This is a genomic window from Streptomyces sp. NPDC048560 (assembly GCF_040650955.1).
Lineage (GTDB): Bacteria > Actinomycetota > Actinomycetes > Streptomycetales > Streptomycetaceae > Streptomyces.
This window is the reverse complement of the sequence record NZ_JBEZIJ010000007.1, coordinates 306,627-324,806: the sequence shown is the minus strand read 5'-3', so window position 1 is coordinate 324,806 and position 18,180 is coordinate 306,627. Positions and strand designations below refer to the sequence as shown.

General features: G+C 72.3%; 12 protein-coding genes. 6 read left to right on the top strand and 6 right to left on the bottom strand.

The features are described 5' to 3' along the window. The first annotated feature begins 44 nt into the window (after positions 1 to 44). Positions 45 to 620: a TetR/AcrR family transcriptional regulator gene (locus tag AB0C82_RS20685; RefSeq protein ID WP_362843930.1), complete on the top strand. Its 576-nt coding sequence runs from the start codon at positions 45 to 47 to the stop codon at positions 618 to 620. Here AB0C82_RS20685 and mfd read toward each other — a convergent pair. The 3 genes from mfd to AB0C82_RS20670 all read right to left on the bottom strand — a co-directional run bounded on the left by mfd (position 598) and on the right by AB0C82_RS20670 (position 7,823). Continuing rightward, entirely contained in the window at positions 598 to 4,128 is a 3,531-nt protein-coding gene (gene mfd, locus AB0C82_RS20680) for a transcription-repair coupling factor (RefSeq protein ID WP_362843927.1), read from the bottom strand. The two genes, AB0C82_RS20685 and mfd, sit on opposite strands and share 23 nt — an antisense overlap. A 324-nt stretch (positions 4,129 to 4,452) precedes the next feature. Then, the gene (locus AB0C82_RS20675) at positions 4,453 to 7,038 is read right to left on the bottom strand and encodes an FtsX-like permease family protein (RefSeq protein WP_362843924.1); all 2,586 of its coding nucleotides are present in this window, start codon (positions 7,036 to 7,038) and stop codon (positions 4,453 to 4,455) included. Next, positions 7,035 to 7,823, bottom strand: a complete 789-nt coding sequence (locus tag AB0C82_RS20670) for an ABC transporter ATP-binding protein (protein WP_362843921.1) — start codon at positions 7,821 to 7,823, stop codon at positions 7,035 to 7,037. Before AB0C82_RS20670 ends, AB0C82_RS20675 begins: the two co-directional genes overlap by 4 nt. Before the next feature lie 515 nt (positions 7,824 to 8,338). Between AB0C82_RS20670 and AB0C82_RS20665 the strand changes: the two genes are divergently transcribed. From AB0C82_RS20665 to AB0C82_RS20655, 3 genes are all read left to right on the top strand, one after another. Further along, positions 8,339 to 9,820, top strand: a complete 1,482-nt coding sequence (locus AB0C82_RS20665) for an MFS transporter (protein ID WP_362844226.1) — start codon at positions 8,339 to 8,341, stop codon at positions 9,818 to 9,820. Positions 9,821 to 9,967: 147 nt separating this feature from the next. Beyond that, the gene (locus tag AB0C82_RS20660) at positions 9,968 to 10,480 is read left to right on the top strand and encodes a DUF485 domain-containing protein (RefSeq protein ID WP_362843919.1); all 513 of its coding nucleotides are present in this window, start codon (positions 9,968 to 9,970) and stop codon (positions 10,478 to 10,480) included. Beyond that, a complete protein-coding gene (locus tag AB0C82_RS20655) occupies positions 10,477 to 12,132 on the top strand; it encodes a cation acetate symporter (RefSeq protein WP_362843917.1) in 1,656 nt (551 codons plus the stop codon). The genes AB0C82_RS20660 and AB0C82_RS20655 overlap by 4 nt, the downstream gene beginning before the upstream one ends. A gap of 85 nt (positions 12,133 to 12,217) precedes the next feature. On the opposite strand, the gene AB0C82_RS20650 is transcribed toward AB0C82_RS20655, so the two are convergent. From AB0C82_RS20650 to AB0C82_RS20640, 3 genes are all read right to left on the bottom strand, one after another. Further along, positions 12,218 to 13,120 carry a cellulose-binding protein gene (locus tag AB0C82_RS20650; protein ID WP_362843914.1) on the bottom strand — a complete coding sequence of 301 codons (903 nt, stop codon included), beginning with the start codon at positions 13,118 to 13,120 and terminating at the stop codon, positions 12,218 to 12,220. 201 nt (positions 13,121 to 13,321) lie between these two features. Continuing rightward, positions 13,322 to 15,853, bottom strand: a complete 2,532-nt coding sequence (locus AB0C82_RS20645) for an SUKH-4 family immunity protein (protein WP_362843911.1) — start codon at positions 15,851 to 15,853, stop codon at positions 13,322 to 13,324. Further along, entirely contained in the window at positions 15,850 to 16,827 is a 978-nt protein-coding gene (locus AB0C82_RS20640) for an SMI1/KNR4 family protein (protein WP_362843908.1), read from the bottom strand. The genes AB0C82_RS20645 and AB0C82_RS20640 overlap by 4 nt, the downstream gene beginning before the upstream one ends. A 261-nt stretch (positions 16,828 to 17,088) precedes the next feature. Between AB0C82_RS20640 and AB0C82_RS20635 the strand changes: the two genes are divergently transcribed. Then, positions 17,089 to 17,613 carry a YwqJ-related putative deaminase gene (locus AB0C82_RS20635; protein WP_362843905.1) on the top strand — a complete coding sequence of 175 codons (525 nt, stop codon included), beginning with the start codon at positions 17,089 to 17,091 and terminating at the stop codon, positions 17,611 to 17,613. Between the two features lie 10 nt (positions 17,614 to 17,623). Next, on the top strand, positions 17,624 to 18,166 hold the full coding sequence (locus tag AB0C82_RS20630; protein WP_362843902.1) for an SUKH-3 domain-containing protein: 543 nt from the start codon (positions 17,624 to 17,626) through the stop codon (positions 18,164 to 18,166). Positions 18,167 to 18,180: the final 14 nt, after the last annotated feature.

Below are 18,180 nucleotides of genomic sequence, written 5' to 3'. Positions count from 1 at the left end.
CCCCACAACTTGTCAATGCCTAGATTCGGCGTACTGTGCTGACCATGAGCACCGAGCGCACCTACCACCACGGCGACCTGCGGCGGGCCGTCCTGGCCGCCGCCCTCGACGTCGTCGCGACGGACGGCCCCGGCGCCCTGAGCCTGCGCGACCTGGCCCGCCGGGCGGGCGTCTCGCACGCCGCCCCCGCCCATCACTTCAAGGACAGGACCGGCCTGCTCACCGCGATCGCCGCCGAGGGCTACACCCTCTTCGCGGACGCCCTGGACGAGGCCGCGACGCTCAACGAGCGGGGCGTGCGGTACGTGCGGTTCGCCAGGGAACACCCCGCCCACTTCCAGGTGATGTTCCGCCCGGAACTCCACCGCCCCGACGACCCGGACCTGCTCACGGCGAAGGCGCGCGCGGGCGAATCCCTGCGCGCGGGCGTCAGCGCCCTCCCCGCCGGGGGCAGGACCGACGCGGGCATCGCCGCCTGGTCCCTGGCCCACGGCTTCGCCACCCTGCTCCTCAGCGGCAATCTGAGCGGACCCGTGGACGGCCGCGACCCCGAGGAGGTCTTCCGCTCGATCGCGGGGCTCCTCTTCGCCGACGGTGTCAGGACCCCAGGATCGTCGTGAGGAACTCCCCTGTCCACGACAGGAGTTCACGGCCGACGACCGGCTTGCCGCCGATCCGGCCCGCCGTGGGTCGGGGAACCAGGATCTGGTGGGCGGTCGGCTTGATGACCGTCTTCGGGTGGAGGCGCTTCAGGCGCAGCTCCTGGGACTCGCGCAGTTCCACCGGCGCGAAACGGATGTTCGAGCCCTGGAGCACGATCTCACCGACCCCGCAGGCACGGGCCAGCATCCGCAGGCCGGCGACGAGCAGGAGGTTCTCGACCGGCTCGGGAAGCTTGCCGTAGCGGTCGGTGAGCTCCTCGCGTACCGCCCGGATGTCGTCCTCCGTGTTGGCGGACGCGATCGAGCGGTAGGCCTGCAGGCGCAGGCGCTCGCCGGGGGCGTAGTCGTGCGGTACGTGGGCGTCGACCGGGAGCTCGATCTTGACCTCCAGCGGCGGCTCCTCCTCGACACCGCCGTCGACAGCGGCCCGGTAGTCGGCCACCGCCTCGCCGACCATGCGGATGTAGAGGTCGAACCCGACACCCGCGATGTGGCCGGACTGCTCGCCGCCGAGCAGGTTTCCGGCGCCGCGGATCTCCAGGTCCTTCATGGCCACGTACATGCCCGCGCCCATCTCCGTGTGCTGGGCGATGGTCGCCAGGCGCTCGTGGGCGGTCTCGGTGAGCGGCTTCTCCGGCGGGTACAGGAAGTAGGAGTACCCCCGGTCCCGGCCCCGGCCGACGCGACCGCGCAGCTGGTGGAGCTGCGAGAGGCCGAAGTTGTCGCCGCGCTCCACGATGAGGGTGTTGGCGTTGGAGATGTCGATGCCGGACTCGACGATCGTCGTGGAGACGAGGACGTCGAACTTCTTCTCCCAGAAGTCCACGACGACCTGCTCCAGGGCGCTCTCGCCCATCTGCCCGTGCGCCGTGGCGATACGGGCCTCCGGCACGATCTCGCGGAGCCGGGCGGCCGCGCGGTCGATGGACTCCACCCGGTTGTGGATGTAGAAGACCTGACCCTCGCGCAGCAGTTCGCGGCGGACGGCGGCACCGATCTGCTTCTCGTCGTACGGCCCGACGAAGGTGAGGACGGGGTGGCGCTCCTCCGGCGGCGTCGTGATCGTCGACATCTCACGGATGCCGGTGACGGCCATTTCGAGCGTACGGGGGATGGGCGTCGCGGACATGGTCAGGACGTCCACGTTGGCGCGGAGCTTCTTCAGCTGCTCCTTGTGCTCGACGCCGAAGCGCTGCTCCTCGTCGACGATGACCAGGCCGAGGTCCTTGAACCTCGTCTCGGAGGAGAAGAGGCGGTGCGTCCCGATGACGAGGTCGACCGAGCCGTCCTTGAGGCCCTCCAGCGTGGACTTCGACTCCGTGTCGGACTGGAAGCGGCTCAGCGCCCGCACGTTCACGGGGAACTGGGCGTACCGCTCGGTGAACGTACCGAAGTGCTGCTGGACGAGGAGCGTGGTCGGTACGAGGACGGCGACCTGCTTGCCGTCCTGGACCGCCTTGAACGCCGCGCGCACGGCGATCTCCGTCTTGCCGTAGCCGACGTCGCCGCAGACCAGCCGGTCCATGGGGACCGTCTTCTCCATGTCCTCCTTCACCTCGGCGATCGTGGACAGCTGGTCGGGCGTCTCCGCGTACGGGAAGGCGTCCTCCAGCTCGCGCTGCCACGGGGTGTCGGGGGCGAAGGCGTGGCCGGGCGCCGCCATCCGCGCGGAGTACAGCTTGATCAGGTCGGCGGCGATCTCCTTGACCGCCTTCTTGGCGCGCTGCTTGGTCTTGGTCCAGTCGGCGCCGCCGAGCCGGTGCAGGGTGGGGGCCTCGCCGCCCACGTACTTGGTGACCTGCTCCAGCTGGTCGGTGGGGATGTAGAGCCGGTCACCGGGCTGGCCGCGCTTGGCGGGGGCGTACTCGACGAGGAGGTACTCACGGGTGGCGTTCTGCACCGTGCGCTGCACCATCTCGACGTAGCGGCCCACACCGTGCTGCTCGTGGACGATGTAGTCGCCCGCCTCCAGCGTCAGCGGGTCGATCGTCTTGCGGCGGCGGGCCGGCATCCGGCCGAGGTCCTTGGTGGCCGTGCGCTGACCGGTCAGGTCCGTCTCGGTCAGCACGGCGAGCCTGAGCTCGGGGTCGACGAAACCCTGGTCGATGGCGCCGCACGACACATGGACGAGCGACGGCGAGATCTCGGCGAGGTCCTGGTCGAGACGGGCGGGGATGCCCTCGCCGCCCAGGACCTCGACGGTGCGGGAGGCCGGCCCCTGGCCTTCGGTGACGTACACCGTGCGCCAGCCGTCCGCGAGCCAGCCCTTGGTGTCGGCGAGAGCGCGGGCGGTGTCGCCCCGGTACGCCTCGGGGGCGCGCATCCGGAGCTTGAGGGTGTCCTCGTCCAGCTCGTCGTCGGCGGCGAACGGGGAGACCGACCACCACATCATGTTCAGTTCACGGGCTCGGTCGCGGACGTCGGCGATGCCGCGCAGGGAGGCCGCGCCGACGTCGATCGGGGCCTCGCCGCCGCCCGCGGTGGCCGCCCAGGACGCCTCCAGGAACTCCTGGCTCGTGGCGACCAGGTCGGTCGCCCGCGTGCGCACACGCTCCGGGTCGCAGACGACCGCCATCGAACCCTTCGGCAGGACGTCGATCAGCAGCTCCATGTCGTCGACCAGCACCGGGGCCAGGGACTCCATGCCCTCGACGGCGATCCCTTCGGCGATCTTGCCGAGCAGCTCACCCAGCTCCGGGTGTGCCTCGGCGAGCGCGGCGGCCCGGCCCCGGACCTCGTCCGTGAGGAGCAGCTCGCGGCAGGGCGGCGCCCACAGCCCGTGCGCGGCGACCTCCAGCGAACGCTGGTCGGCGATCTTGAAGTAGCGGATCTCCTCCACGTCGTCGCCCCAGAACTCCACCCGCAGGGGGTGCTCCTCGGTCGGCGGGAAGACGTCCAGGATCCCACCGCGTACGGCGAACTCGCCGCGCTTCTCGACCAGTTCGACCCGGGAGTACGCGGCGGCGGCGAGCGCCTCGACGACCTCGCCCAGATCAGCGGTCTGCCCATTGACCAACGCCACCGGCTCCAGATCGCCGAGCCCCTTGACCTGCGGCTGGAGCACCGAGCGCACGGGCGCGACGATGACGCTGACCGGACCGGTCTCCGGGTCGTCCTGCCTGGGGTGGGCCAGCCTGCGCAGCACGGCGAGGCGGCGGCCCACGGTGTCCGAGCGCGGCGAGAGCCGCTCATGGGGCAGCGTCTCCCAGGACGGGTACTCGGCGACGGTGTCCGGAGGCAGCAGGGTGCGCAGCGCCGCCGCCAGGTCCTCGGCCTCACGGCCGGTCGCGGTGACGGCCAGCACGGTCCGGCCGGTCTCGCGGGCCAGCGCGGCCACGGCGAAGGGCCGGGCGGCCGACGGGCCCACCAGGTCGACGTGCATCCGGTGGCCGTCCGCCGCGGCCTTCACCGCTTCGGAGAGCGCCGGGTCACGTACGACGACATCCAGCAGACCGTGCAGGCTCATGAAGGGCTTCCGTCCGGGGTACGGGGGTGTACTGACAGCCGGCTGCTGCCAGGGGCGACGCGCCGTCCCGGGCAGGGGGCAACGCGAAGGGCCCGACACGTAGGACGGGCCGGGGTTCCAGACTACGACTCCCCTACGACAGCCGCGCCCGCAACCGCCTCACACCATGGCGGCGAACGGGGCCGCTCGGCCGAGTGCCGGGGCCGGAGCGCCCGGGGCGCCCGGCACGTACGCCCAGTCCACACGGTGGACGCGACGGAGCCGGCCCCGGGACGTTTGGAGGAACGTCCCGGGGCCGGCTCCGTCATCCTATGACGGCCACCGTCACCCGTCGGTGGCGATCGCGTTGAGGACGTTCATCCGGCCCGCCCGGAAAGCGGGAACCAGTGCGGCGAACAGTCCGACGAAGGCCGAGGCGGCGAAGACCGTGAGGATCGTCGGCCACGGGATCTCCAGGACGTTGAGGCCCTCCAGGGCGAGCAGCTTCTGCGCCGAGGTGCCCCAGCCCATGCCCAGGCCGAGGCCGAGCAGGGCGCCGAAGAGGGCGATGACCACCGACTCCAGCCGGATCATCCTGCGCAGCTGACGGCGCGAGAGGCCGATGGCCCGCATCAGGCCGATCTCGCGGGTCCGCTCGACCACCGACAGGGCGAGCGTGTTCACCACACCCAGCACCGCGACGATGATCGCCAGGGCCAGCAGGCCGTACACGATGTTGAGCAACTGGCCGATCTGGTCCTTCAGGTCCTGCTTGAAGTCCGCCTGGTTCTGCACCGAGTACTGCGGGTACTCGGTGAGCGAGGCCTTGAGGGCGGTGTACGCCTCGTCGGCCTTGCCGTCCTCCGCCTTGGCGAACATGAGCATGTTCTGCGGCAGCTTGTCGGCGGGGACGTACTTCTCGGCGGTCCTGGTGTGGGTGTACATCGCCCCCTTGTCGACGTTGGTCTCGTCCGAGGTGATCGCGGCGACCTTCAGCTTCGCCGTCCCACCGCCCTTGAACGCGACCGTCATCACGTCGCCGACCTTGATCTTGTGCTGGGTGGCGTAGTCGTCGCCGACCGACATGGAGTCCTCGCCGTACGCGTCGGCCAGATCTCCCGAGACGGTCTCGCGTCGCAGATCGTCCTTGTACGTCGGGTCGGCCGCGACGACTCCCTCGTCCTCCTTGGAACCGTCGGGGGCGGTCAGGGTCGCGCTGACGACCTTGTAGTTGGTGACGTGTTCGATGCCGGGCGTGCTCTCCAGGGCCTTCGCGGCCTGCGGGACGATCAGCTGGCCGGGGGTGGAGGACTGGACGATGAAGTCCGCGCCGACCGACTTGTCGAGCTCGGTGGTGGCCGAGGCCACCATGGAGGAACCGACGACGGAGAGGCAGGCCACGAGGGCCAGGCCGATCATCAGGGCCGCGCCGGTCGCTCCGGTACGCCGCGGGTTGCGCAGGGCGTTGCGCTCCGCCAGCCGGCCGACCGGGCCGAACATCCGCAGCACGACCACGCTCAGCGCACGCACCACGATCCCGGCGAGCAGCGGGCCGATCACGATGAAGCCGATGAGGGTCAGGACGACGCCGAGCCCCAGGAACAGGGAGCCCTCGCTCGCCTTCCCGGCCTGCGTGGTCGCCCACAGGGCCGCGCCGCCGCCGCCGGTGAGGACCAGGCCGATGCCGGCCCTGATCCAGCCGGACTTGGCGTCCGCCGGGGTTCCGGCGTCGCGCAGGGCGGCCATCGGGGAGACCTTGCCTGCCCGGCGGGCCGGGATGTAGGCGGCGAGGACGGTGACGACGACACCGAGCACGAGCCCGATCACCGGGGTCGTCCAGGCGATGGTGAGGTCCCTGGTGGACAGTTCCATGCCCATGGCGCCCATGAGCTTCATCAGGCCGACGGCGAGGCCGATCCCGGCGCCGACGCCGAGGATCGAACCGACGATCCCGAGGAGCACCGCTTCGACGAGCACGGACCGGTTGACCTGCTTGCGGCTGGAGCCGATGGCCCGCATCAGGCCGATCTCACGGGTCCGCTGGGCGACCAGCATCGAGAAGGTGTTGACGATCAGGAAGATGCCGACGAGGAAGGCGATTCCGGCGAAGCCGAGCATCGCGTACTTCATGACGTCGAGGAAGGAACCCATGGAGTCCTTGTTGGCCGCCGCGGCCTCGTCCTGGGTCTGGAGCTTGTAGGCCCCCGCGTCGCCCAGCGCCGATGCGACGTTCTTCTTCAGCTGCGTGTCCGCCACGCCGTCGTCTGCGGCGACGGAGATGTGCGTGAAGACGTCGGGCGCTCCCAGCAGCTTCTGCTGGGCGGTGGCCGTGTCGAAGAAGACGACGGCCGCACCCGGGTTGGTCACCGTGAAGGCGGCGATGCCGGTGATCTTCGCCTCGATGTCGCCGGTGACGGCGATGGTGCGCAGCTCGTCACCGATCTTCAGACCGTGCTTGTCGGCGGTGTCCGCGTCGACCATCACCTCGGTGGGACCGCGCGGGGCGTGGCCGGAGGCGATCTCCATGGAACGCAGGTCGTTGCGCGTCCAGTTGCCGGCGATCGTGGGGGCTCCCGTCTCTGAGCCCATGTTCTTGTTGTCGCTGTCGACGACCGTGACGGACATGCTGGAGACGCCGCCCTCGGCCTGCTTCACCCCGTCGGCCTTCTCGACCCGGTCGACGACGGAGGCGGGCAGCGCTTCCGGCCTGCCGTTCTCCGGGAGCTCGTCGGCCTCGCCGGCCTTCTTCGGGCTGACGGTGACGTCGGCGGCCGAGGCCGCGAAGAGCTTGTCGAACGTGGTGTTCATGGTGTCGGTGAAGACGAGCGTGCCGCACACGAACGCCACCGAGAGGAGGACGGCGACGGCGGAGAGCGCCATGCGGCCCTTGTGCGCGAGGAAGTTGCGCATCGAGGTCTTGAGGACAGTCACGACGTACGCCCCCGTGCATCGAAGTGCTTCATGCGGTCGAGGACCTGGTCGGCGGTCGGGTTCAGCATCTCGTCGACGATGGAACCGTCCGCGAGATACAGCACCCGGTCCGCGTAGGAGGCCGCCACCGGGTCGTGGGTGACCATGACGATGGTCTGTCCCAGGTCGTCGACGGACCTGCGGAGGAAGGACAGCACCTCGGCGCCTGCCCGCGAGTCCAGGTTTCCGGTGGGCTCGTCCCCGAAGATGATGTCGGGCTGCGAGGCGAGGGCGCGGGCCACCGCGACACGCTGCTGCTGACCGCCGGAGAGCTCGGTCGGCCGGTGCTTCAGCCGGTCGGCCAGGCCGACGGTCTCGACGACCTGGCGCAGCCAGGCGGCGTCGGGCTTGCGGCCCGCGATGTCCATCGGCAGCGTGATGTTCTCCAGCGCGTTGAGCGTCGGGAGCAGGTTGAACGCCTGGAAGATGAAGCCGATCCGGTCCCGGCGGAGCTGGGTGAGCTTCTTGTCCTTGAGCTTGGTGATCTCGGTCTCGTCGAGGTGGATCTCGCCCGAGGTCACCGTGTCGAGACCGGCGAGGCAGTGCATCAGGGTCGACTTGCCCGAACCGGACGGCCCCATGATCGCCGTGAACTGCCCGCGGGCGATGTCGACATCGACATGGTCGAGCGCGACGACCCGGGTCTCCCCGGCCCCGTACGCCTTGACGACCTGCCGCGCTCGCGCAGCGACGGCCGTACGCCCTCCAGTGCCCCCGTGCCTGGGAATGGTTACAGCCGTTGTCACGGTAAGTCTCCTATGTCGGTGGTCGGCGCTACGTTCTTGTGTACGCCCTGAGTCTTGCGGGAGGAGGGGGTCCGGCGCGCTGGTGCCCAGCGCAGTCTTCAGGTGGGGTTTTCCCCACCCCGCCCTCTGCGGTCAGCCGCCCTTGCGGTGTATGACCACGGTAAAGACGAGGGCCCCGCCGTCACGTCCTCCGGCGGGAGGAACGACCCCTGGCCACGGAGACGGAGCAACCCCTAGGGGTTTTCGGGCCGGGGGTGGGCCCTGGGTAGGGGCTCGGCGACCCTCTACCCCCTGTGCGGTGGCGGGTGAGACAGTGTCCCCCGGGAAATACGTGCATAGGGAAAGGAAAATCCGTGGCGGGCAGGGGCAAGGAGGACGGAGACGCCGGCACAGGTGTCGGTACGGACAGGAGCGGCGCGGGGACCTCGGGCGCGGGGCCCCCCGGCGCGGACCACGGTGCCTCCGGAGCGGAGGCGGCCACGCCCCGGGGCCGGCGGCCCGTCGTCGCCGCGCTCATGCTCGGGATGGCGCTCGCCGCCATCGACGGCACGATCGTCTCGACGGCCGTCCCTCAGATCGTCGGTGACCTCGGCGGGTTCGCCGTGTTCTCCTGGCTCTTCTCCGGTTACCTGCTGGCCGTGACCGTCACGCTCCCGGTGTACGGCAAGCTCTCCGACACCTTCGGCCGCAAGCCGGTCCTGGTCGCCGGCGTCATCCTGTTCCTGGTCGGCTCGGTCCTCTGCGCCCTGGCCTGGAACATGGCGGCCCTGATCGCCTTCCGGGTCATCCAGGGCCTCGGCGGCGGCGCGCTCCAGGGCACCGTCCAGACCGTCGCGGCCGACCTCTACCCGCTCAAGGAACGCCCCAGGATCCAGGCCAGGCTGTCGACGGTGTGGGCCACGTCGGCGGTCGCCGGACCGGCGGTCGGCGGGCTGCTCGCGGCGTACGCGGACTGGCGCTGGATCTTCCTGATCAACCTGCCGGTCGGCGCCGTCGCGCTCTGGCTGATCGTGCGCCACTTCCACGAGCCCGCCCGCCCCCGCACCGGCGCCCGGCTCCGCATCGACTGGGCGGGCGCCCTCGCCGTCTTCGCGACCGGCGCCCTCCTGCTGACCGCGCTCGTCCAGGGCGGCGTCGCCTGGCCCTGGCTCTCCGCCCCGTCGCTCGGGCTGCTGGCGGCGAGCGCCGCCCTGGCCGCGCTCACCGTCGTCATCGAGCGGCGCGCCGCCGACCCGATCATCCCGGGCTGGGTCTGGAAGCGGCGCACCATCGCCTCCGTGAACCTCGCGCTCGGCGCGATGGGGCTGCTGATGGTGGCGCCCACCGTCTTCCTGCCCACCTACGCGCAGTCGGTACTGGGTCTCGGCCCGATCGCCGCCGGGTTCGTGCTCTCCGTCATGACACTGAGCTGGCCGGTCTCGGCGGCCTTCTCCAACCGGGTCTACAACCGCATCGGGTTCCGGCTCACCGCCGTCATCGGCATGAGCGCCACCCTGCTGATCCTGCTCGCCTTCCCCCTGCTGCCGTATCCCGGTTCGGCCTGGCAGCCCGCCCTGATCATGCTGCTGCTGGGCGCGGCGCTCGGACTGTTCCAGCTCCCCCTGATCGTGGGCGTCCAGTCGACGGTCGGCTGGTCCGAGCGCGGCACGACGACGGCATCCGTGCTGTTCTGCCGCCAGGTCGGCCAGAGCCTGGGCGCCGCGCTCTTCGGCGCCGTCGCCAACGGGGTGCTCGCCTCCCGGCTGGCCGACGCGCCCGTGACCGGACTGCCCGACGACCTGGACGCGATCTCGCACGCGCTGGCCGATCCCGGATCCCTCTCCGCGGCGGCGACGGACTACCTGCGAAGGGCCGTTGACGCAGCCGTGGACTACGTCTACCTCGGCGCGGCGGGAGCCGCCGCACTCGCCCTGCTCGTGCTCGTCTTCATGGCACCGCGCCGCTTCCCGGTCCTCGACGAGGACTCCGTCAACGCTCCCCAGGCACCCAAGGAGTAGACAACTCCGGAGTTACCGAAGGTAGTTCCGGCACAACCCTGCCCACCCGCCATACCCGCGAGTAACGTACGCGCTCCCAACAGCGCATCCGCGCTCCTGCCTTGCGGTCCGCCCTCGGACCCGAGCCATGCGAGGAGCAGCACCTTGATGTCTCACGAACACCCGCCGCAACGCCCGCCGCGCCCCCCGTACGCGCCGTTCCGGCCGCACCGCCGTCCCCCTCCGCCGCCGCGCTCCCCGGGCGGCGAGTACCTCCTCCCCTGGCAGAGTTCGTCGACACCCCCGCCGCCCCGGTGGACCACCCCGCCCGCCGCACCCGTCCCCGCTCCCGGGCACCACAGCGACCTGCGCCGGCTGCGCGGTGCGTACAAGGTCCTGCGCCGCGCCTCCACCCTCACCGCGCTCGGTTACTTCACCCTCTTCCTGCTGCTCTCCGGCTTCACCCCGGGCCTGATGACCCGTCCCGTAGGCGAGGGCGGTCTCACCGTCGGACTCCTCCTCGGCCTCTGCCAGCTGCCGGTGACCCTGGCCGCCATCGCCGTGTACGAGTGGACGGCCAGGCGGACCGTCGACCCGCTCTCCGCCGGACTCCGCGACCGGGCCCGCGACCCGGACGACAGGGCGGGCACCGATCGCCGCGGAAGAGGGGCGGCCCGATGAACGGCTTCGACGAGTCCGCGCAGACGATGTCGCTGACGGCGTTCATCGCCGTGGCCACCCTGACCCTGCTGCTCTGCGTGATGACCGGCCCCGACCGCGACGACCTCGACACCTTCTACACCGGCTACCGCTCGCTCTCACCGGTACGCAACGGCCTCGCCATGGCCGGTGACTACCTCTCCGCGGCCACCGTCCTCGGCACCACCGGCGTCATCGCCCTCACCGGCCACGACGGGCTCGTACTCGCTCTGAGCACCGTGCTCTCGCTCGTCCTGCTGATGTTCCTGCTCGCCGAACCCCTGCGCAACGCGGGCCGGTTCACCATGGGGGACGTCCTCACCCGCCGCTCCCCCGGCCGGGCCGTCCGCGTCGCCGCCTGCGCGGTCACCCTCGCGGCGCTGGTGCCCCTGATGGTCGTACAACTGGCGGGCAGCGGCAGCCTTCTCGCCTTCATCCTGGGCTTCGACAGCTCCGGATTCCGCACCGGATCCATCATCGCGCTCGGCGCCGTGATGATCGGGTACGCCGCGATCGGCGGCATGAAGGGGACCGCGCTCATCCAGATGATCAAGACCGTGGTGCTGCTCGGCGCCGGTCTGCTCGTCTCCGTGCTGATCATGAACCGCTTCGACTGGGACGCCGGAGCCCTGCTCCGCGCCGCCCAGCAGGGCAGCGGCGCGGGGTCCGCGTACCTGCACTCCGGGCTCCAGTTCGGCGGCGACGACCTCGACATGATCAGCTCCCAACTCACCGTCGTGCTCGGCGCCGCGTGCCTGCCGCACATCACCATGCGGATGGCGAGCGTCCGCAGCGCCCAGGCCGTCCGCCGGTCACTGTCCTGGGCGGTCTGCGTCGTCGTCGGCCTCTGCCTGCTGCTGACCGTCATCGGCTTCGGCGCCGCCGCACTGGTCGGCCATACCCGGATCACCGCCGCCGGAGCACAGGGCAACAGCGCGATCCTGCAGGTCAGCGGGGCCGTCGCGGGCGGCGGCGAGATCGGGGCACTGATCGTCACGACCATGACCACCGCGATCTTCCTGACACTGCTCGCCTCGGTCGCCGGAATGATCCTGGCCTGCGCGAACTCCCTCGCCCACGACCTCTTCGCCCACGGACTGCGCGGCCGGGGCAAAGAACCCCTGTCCGGCCGCACGGAGATGGGTGCGGCGCAGCTCGCCGCGGTCGGGGTGGGCCTCGCCGCCACCGCCCTCGCCGTGTTCGCCCGGCACTGGAACGTCCAGGCGATGGTGACGCTCTCGTTCTGCATCGGCGCCTCGGCCCTGGCCCCGGCGCTGGTCTACAGCCTGTTCTGGCGGCGCTTCACCCGCACCGGACTGCTCTGCACCCTCATCGGCGGCACCCTGTGCGTCCTGGTGCTGATGACCGGCACCAACCTGGTGTCCGGCTCCCCCGGCGCGGTCTTCCCCGACCGCGACATCAACTGGTTCCCCTTCACCACCACCGGGCTCGTCTCCATCCCGTTCGGCTTCCTGGCGGGCTGGCTGGGGACGGTGCTCGGCCGGCGGGGCGCGGCGGAGGAACGGAGACAGTACGAGGCCGTGGAACCGTGGATCCTGGCGGGAGCGGCCCCCGCCCTCCCGGCCCGCCCGGCATCCGAGGACAGGGCGGCGGCCCGGCGCTTCCGTCTCTGAAAGACCGTAAGGCCCTGAGCGCCGTCCCGCGGTACCCGGCGGCCCGCACTACGTGGCGGGCGCGGGAGGAACCACGGGCCGGCCCTCACTCCTCGTCGTCCACCCCGGCAACCGCGCGCCCGGTGAGCGCCGCGAGGGAGTTGCGTACGTGCGTCATGTGCGCCCGCACCTCCTCGCGGCCCTCCTCGTGCTCCCGCAGGATCCGCTCCGTCTCCCGCACCACGCGCTCCTCCCGGACCCGGGCCTCCGCGAGCAGTTCGGCCGCCCGGGCCTCGGCGTCCTCCTGGCCGTGCCTGGCGGCCTCCTCGGCCTCCGCGAGCGCGCGCCTGGCCTCCGCGAGGACCGCCTCCGCCCGCTCCGTCAGCTCCGTCTCGCGCGCGAGCGCCGCCGCGTCCTCGGCGGCCAGCCCGGCCGCCGCCACCTCCGACCGCTCGGTGTGCTCCCGCTCCTGACGGTCCAGCACATCCGTCGTACGCCGCCGGGTCTCCGCCATCGCCTCATCGGCGGCCCCGCGCACCTGGGCGGCCTCCTTACGCGCATCGGCGACCGCTTCGCCGGCCGACGCCCGCGCCGCCGTCAGCACCGCGAGAGCGTGCGCCTCGGCCGCCGCCCGTACCGACTCGGAGTCCTCGCGAGCCGCTTCCCGTGCCGCCCGTCCCGCCGCGTCGGCCGCGTCCCGCAGTCCCTGCCCGTCCTCCTGCGCGGCCCCGCGCGCGGCCTCCGCCTCGCTCCGGGCGAGCTCCAGGATCTGCTGGGCCCGCTCACCGAGTGACGCGTACGTCTGCGGAGCCAGCGAGGCGACGGCCTCGGCCAGCCGGGCCGACTCCGCCGTCAGGTCCCGGGCGAGATCCGTCAGCCGGGAGAGCCGCTCCAGGGCGGCGTCGCGCTCCCCGGACAGGGCGGTGACGGCACGGTCCACCTGCTCCGGACGGTAGCCGCGCCCCCGTACACCGTCGAAGCCGTGCGCGGACACCGGTGCAGCACTCATCCTCGAAGACCCTCTTTTCCGTCACTCCATCGCTCCGGCCACCAGCAATACGTCAAGGATGCGGCAATTGGCAGAGAAGTCGGAATCGATCAGCCGTATTCAGGACGGAAGCGACGGGCATCACAGGGCCTCGACGAAGAGGCGCCCGGCCCCTTTCGGGTACCGGGCGCCTCCGCCACACCACTCACACAACGGGACAGGTCAGAGCAGTCCGTCCCACATCTGCTCCAGCAGGACCGACCACCAGCTCTCCGGGGACGCGAGCGCCGCCGGATCGAGGGCCACCAACTGTGCCTGGAAGTCGACGGTCCAGCGGCCCGCCTGCTCCGGGTTGAGCCCGAAGCGCAGCCGCCACATCCGGCCGAGCAACGCCATCGAGCGGACGAACTCCGGCAGCCCCGTGTTCACGAACTGCGGCGCCACCGACTGCCCGCCCGGCCCCGCCTCGACCGGCACGGCCACGATGTTCGCGGTGCCGTACTGGACACAGATCGCCCGGCCGAAGTCGGACCCCATGACGAGGTACGACCCCGCGTCCGGCGCCGCCTGCACCTGGCGCTGCATGGCCAGCTCGGCGAGCGTCGGTACGACCGGCTGACCCGGCTGCGCCCAGAAGAACGGCCCGAAATCAGCGGGCAGACCGGCCCACACCAGCGTCCGCCCCACGACCTCGGGCACACCCTGCCGGGACACGGCCCGCTGATCGAACCGGAGCACACCCTGCGGCCCGAAGACGTGCGCCAGCTCCTCCGCGAGAGCCTCCGGGGGCACCGGCACGGCGGGCTGCATCTGCGGCAGCGGCGCCCGCACGGGCGCCGGCCGCGCCGGGCCGTCCGCGACCTGGTGCAGCTCTCCCTGATGGGTCAGCAGATGCCGCATCCCCTGCTGACGACTCGCGTGATCCGCCCCGTACGGGGCGACGCTGGTGATCCGGACCTGCGGCCACGTCTCACGGATCATCCGCGCGCAGTAACCACCGGGCAGCTCACACGACTCCAGCTCGGTGTGCAGCTCGATGACCTGCTGCGGCGGCACGTTCATCGCCCGCAGCTCGTGCAGCATCTGCCACTCGGGATGCGGGGTGCCCGGCGCCGAACGGCGGATCAGCTGCTGCTCACTGCCGTCGGGCGCGCGGAAACGCAGCACGGCCTGATAGCCGGGACCGACCGTCGGCACACCGGGCTGCTGCTGCGGATAGCCGTACGCAGGGGGCGGCGGGGTGTGCGCGTTCTGCGGTACGGGTCCGGGGGCACCGCCCGGCGGCATCCCGGGCGCACCCGGCGGACCGGGAGCCGCCGGGGGCCGGGGGCCACCGAGGCTCGCGTCCGCGAACACCGTCGCCGCGTGGTGCACCCCGCCACCGGGCGGCGGCGTCGGACCAGCAGCACCAGGAGCTCCGGGAGCTCCAGGCGCACCGGGAGGCCCGGGAGGCTGAGGCGCACCGGGCACACCAGGAGGTCCGGGCGGCTGCGGGGCGTTGTGCGCACCGGGCACGCCGGGAGGCCCGGGCGGGGCCGGCGGCCGGGGGCCACCGAGGCTCGCGTCCGCGAACATCGTCGCCGCGTGATGCACCCCGCCACCGGGCGGCGGCGTCGGACCAGCAGCACCGGGCGCACCAGGAGGCCCGGGAGGCTGGGGCGCGCCCGGAGCACCGGGAGGACCAGGAGGCTGAGGCGCACCGGGAGGACCGAGCTGCGAGACGAGCTGGGTCGGTACGTAACCACCGGCCGGAGCACCGGGCGCACCCGGCCCCGAAGGCGGCGGCACGGCCCCCGGACGCACACCCGGGGTGCCGGGGGCACCGGGCGGCGGCGGAGTCGTCGAACCCGTCCCGCGCCCCCCGCGCGGAGGCACGACGGCCTTGCTCGTGGCCGCGTCCGCGATGTCGCCGGGACCGGACCCGGGGCCGGGACGCGAGGGAGCGCCGCCGGGCCCGCCGAGCGCCGGGGCGACCGCCGTCCGGGGCAGCTGGCTGCCGCCGGACATCAGCGCGGTGGGTGCCTCGGCGGGCACGACCGGCGGAGGCGTCTCCTCGTCGTCCGCGCCCGAGAGCGCCGGCGCGAACACGGTTGCCGGCAGGCCGACCGCGCCCACGTCGGGGTCCGCGTTGGTGTCGATGCCCGCCCACGGCGTGGCCCCTAGGGGCGCGGCAGGTGAGGACGCGGGCACGCCGTCCGCTGCGGTGGGCTCGTGGTCGTCCTGGCCGCCCGCGGCGGGCCACCGCGTCGCCGAGCCCTCGGACGAGGACGCGCCCCCCGAAGAGGCGGGGGAAGAAGAAGGCACCGAAGGCGCGGAGGGCGGGGCGTCCGCGGGCTCACCGCCACCGGCGCCCGGCTCCGCCCGGCGGTCCGGGATACCCAGCTTGTCGGCGGCGTCCTGAAGCCACTCCGGCGGACTCAGCAGGAAGGACGTCTGGTTCAGATCGATCCGCTGCGGCGGCGCCGGAGCGGCCGGCACCGCGTCGGACGCGCCGTACTCCTCCTCGTACCGCCGGATCACCTCACCCACCGGCAGCCCGGGCCACAGCGTGGCCTCACCGCTGTCGCGGGCGATCACGAGCCGGTGGCGCCCACCGTCCGAGACGGGGCCCTCCGCCCGGTCCTCGGCCCACACCACGAAGCCCAGCTCGAACTCGCGCACCCGCACCTCACGGTGCTGGTACGCGGGCACGTCACCGTTGACCCACTCGTCCGCTCGCTCCTGCGCCTGCGCGAAGGTCACCACCGCGCTCATCCCTCCACCGGGACGGCGCGCGCGAAGCCGCCGTCCACCATCAGGTTCGCCACGGTCTCCAGCTCCGGCGGATTGCCCGCCAGCCGCTGCAGGAAGGCGTCGAAGTCCGCGCCGCAGGGCAGCAGCAGCCGGTCGACGCGGTCCTGCACGCTCCAGCCGTCCTGGTCCCGGGCGTCGTCGTACGCGCAGAACCAGACCGAGCCGGTGTCCTGGCCGCGCACCTTCACCGCGAGGATCCCGCCCTGGACGAACGCGACGCCCAGGTAGTCCTTGGTGAAGTGGTCCCGCAAGCACTTGTTGACGTACACGAGGTCGTTGACCGCCGCCTCTTCACGCACCGTGAAGAAGGGCTGGTCGACCAGGAGGCCGAGCTCCGCGTCCAGAGCCGCACCCACCGGCGCCGAACCGCCCGCGGCCTTGAGGAACGAACGGTACGCACCCGGCAGCCGGTACCCGAGATCCTCCTCGATCCCCAGCACCTGCTGCTCGCTCACCGCCACCGAGCCCTTGGGCAGCCGGAAGTGCGGAGGCCGCGTCTCCTGGAGCGGCCGCGTGCCGCGCCGGTTGTGGTCGACCGGAGTCGTCGCCATGCCGCCGTGATGACGCAGCAGCGCCTTCACCTCGACCGGCACGAGCTCCATCCGGCGGCCGCCCGGCACGTGGTGCCAGGTCCAGCCGTGCGGGGTCGCCACCGGGGCGATCGTGTCCCACAGGGCATGGCCGCTCGCCGCCAGCGCGGCGTTCGCCGACACGTAGTCCGTGAGCCGCAGCTCGTCGATGCCGAAGCCCGGGGGCGGATCGGCGATCTCGGCGGCGGCGCGCGCATACGGCGTGAGTTCCGGATGGCCGTTCCCGTCCATGCGCACACCCCTGGGGTGGCGGGACGCCCGGACCGGGTCCGGGAAATGCACGACCTGCCCGGCGTAGGCCGCGTTCGGTGGCGCGGCTTGCTGCCCGAGCCGACCTGTCGTCATGGCGGTTGCCCCCTGCTGCGTCCGGTGATTCCCCCCAGCCTATGCGGTGGGGCAACAGGGGGACCCGCCCCTCCACCTCGGTCACCAACCGTCACAGCCAGGTGACGGACGGGCGACGGTACTGCCACTTCCGGCGACACGCAGACACGTTTCCCCGACCCAGCTTCCGTAGCCCCCAGCACATTTGGCAGGCTGTCACCGCAACTCGGGGGCGTGCACACCTGCAGCTACCGCTGCCGGCACGGGAGGGATGCAAGCACCATGAACGCAGCACCGCCAGTCACATCCGGGGATCCACGGCTCAGCTGGAGCAGCACCGAGGCCGGCCGCACACCGCGACTGCACCACCGCCGCGACGGCATCCTGCCGGCCGTGGCCGCCGCCCTGTCCGTCCGCGGCGAGACCCTGACGTGCACCGCGGGCAAGGGCGACCGGCCGCCGGTACTGCACCCGCTCGTGCAGGACTTCCTCGACACCCTCACCAGCGGACAGCGCGAACGCTTCACCGGCCGCTGCCCCGAAGCGATACTGCTGTCGCGGCAGCTCACCGCCACCGACGACGGCCGGTCCAAACGGGCCCAGCGCAAGCCGCTGACCAACGGCGAGGCCCGCCGCGCGCTGAAGCACTCCCGGATCACCGCCCGGCGCATCCGCGAGGACGGCGACCCCCTGCACGGCAGCTACGCCGCACCCTGCCGCTCCTGCGCGGCGATGCTCGCGCACTTCGGCGTACGTCCCGTCGACCTCACCACCACCGGGGCGGCCACCACCGCCGAGAAGGGCTGACGGCACCCCGATGCAGGAGCGAACCGGGCACTCGGCCCCCCTCGACACCCCGCCCGGAACCCCACTCGACCGGCACGCCGGCACCCGCTTCCCCGCCGCCGTCGACGCCGCACTCCGCCAGGCGGGCTGGCAGCCGGGGCGCTGGGACATCCGGCAGGCCGAGGAATGGGCCGACGCTCTGCGGTCCCACGCCTCACCGGCCGGCCACCAGCACGCCGTGTTCCCGGCGGCCGTCGAGGCCTGGGCCGAATTCGGCGCCCTGAACATCACGGCGGCCGCACCCGGGCGGCAGATCGCCCCCGCCGCCGTACGCATCGACCCGCTGAGCGGCCTGCACCTGGCACGCACACTGGGCGACCTGGGGCGGGCCCTGGAGACCGAGATCAGCCCGCTGGGCGAGGAGGGCGACGGCCAGGCGGTCCTGGCGATCGACATCGAAGGCCGCGTCTACAGCATCGACCACACCGGCGACTGGTATCTCGGCGCGGACATCGACCAGGCGCTGGCCACCCTGGTCACGGGCGCCCAGCCGGACCGCCTGACCTCGGGCTGACGCACCGGGGCGGG

What these genes read in the sequence shown, in the direction of transcription:
- AB0C82_RS20685 (WP_362843930.1), top strand. Translation starts at nt 45, where the DNA reads ATGAGCACCGAGCGCACCTACCACCACGGCGACCTGCGGCGGGCCGTC.
- mfd (WP_362843927.1), bottom strand. Translation starts at nt 4,128, where the DNA reads ATGAGCCTGCACGGTCTGCTGGATGTCGTCGTACGTGACCCGGCGCTC.
- AB0C82_RS20665 (WP_362844226.1), top strand. Translation starts at nt 8,339, where the DNA reads ATGCTCGGGATGGCGCTCGCCGCCATCGACGGCACGATCGTCTCGACG.
- AB0C82_RS20660 (WP_362843919.1), top strand. Translation starts at nt 9,968, where the DNA reads ATGTCTCACGAACACCCGCCGCAACGCCCGCCGCGCCCCCCGTACGCG.
- AB0C82_RS20655 (WP_362843917.1), top strand. Translation starts at nt 10,477, where the DNA reads ATGAACGGCTTCGACGAGTCCGCGCAGACGATGTCGCTGACGGCGTTC.
- AB0C82_RS20650 (WP_362843914.1), bottom strand. Translation starts at nt 13,120, where the DNA reads ATGAGTGCTGCACCGGTGTCCGCGCACGGCTTCGACGGTGTACGGGGG.
- AB0C82_RS20645 (WP_362843911.1), bottom strand. Translation starts at nt 15,853, where the DNA reads ATGAGCGCGGTGGTGACCTTCGCGCAGGCGCAGGAGCGAGCGGACGAG.
- AB0C82_RS20640 (WP_362843908.1), bottom strand. Translation starts at nt 16,827, where the DNA reads ATGACGACAGGTCGGCTCGGGCAGCAAGCCGCGCCACCGAACGCGGCC.
- AB0C82_RS20635 (WP_362843905.1), top strand. Translation starts at nt 17,089, where the DNA reads ATGAACGCAGCACCGCCAGTCACATCCGGGGATCCACGGCTCAGCTGG.
- AB0C82_RS20630 (WP_362843902.1), top strand. Translation starts at nt 17,624, where the DNA reads ATGCAGGAGCGAACCGGGCACTCGGCCCCCCTCGACACCCCGCCCGGA.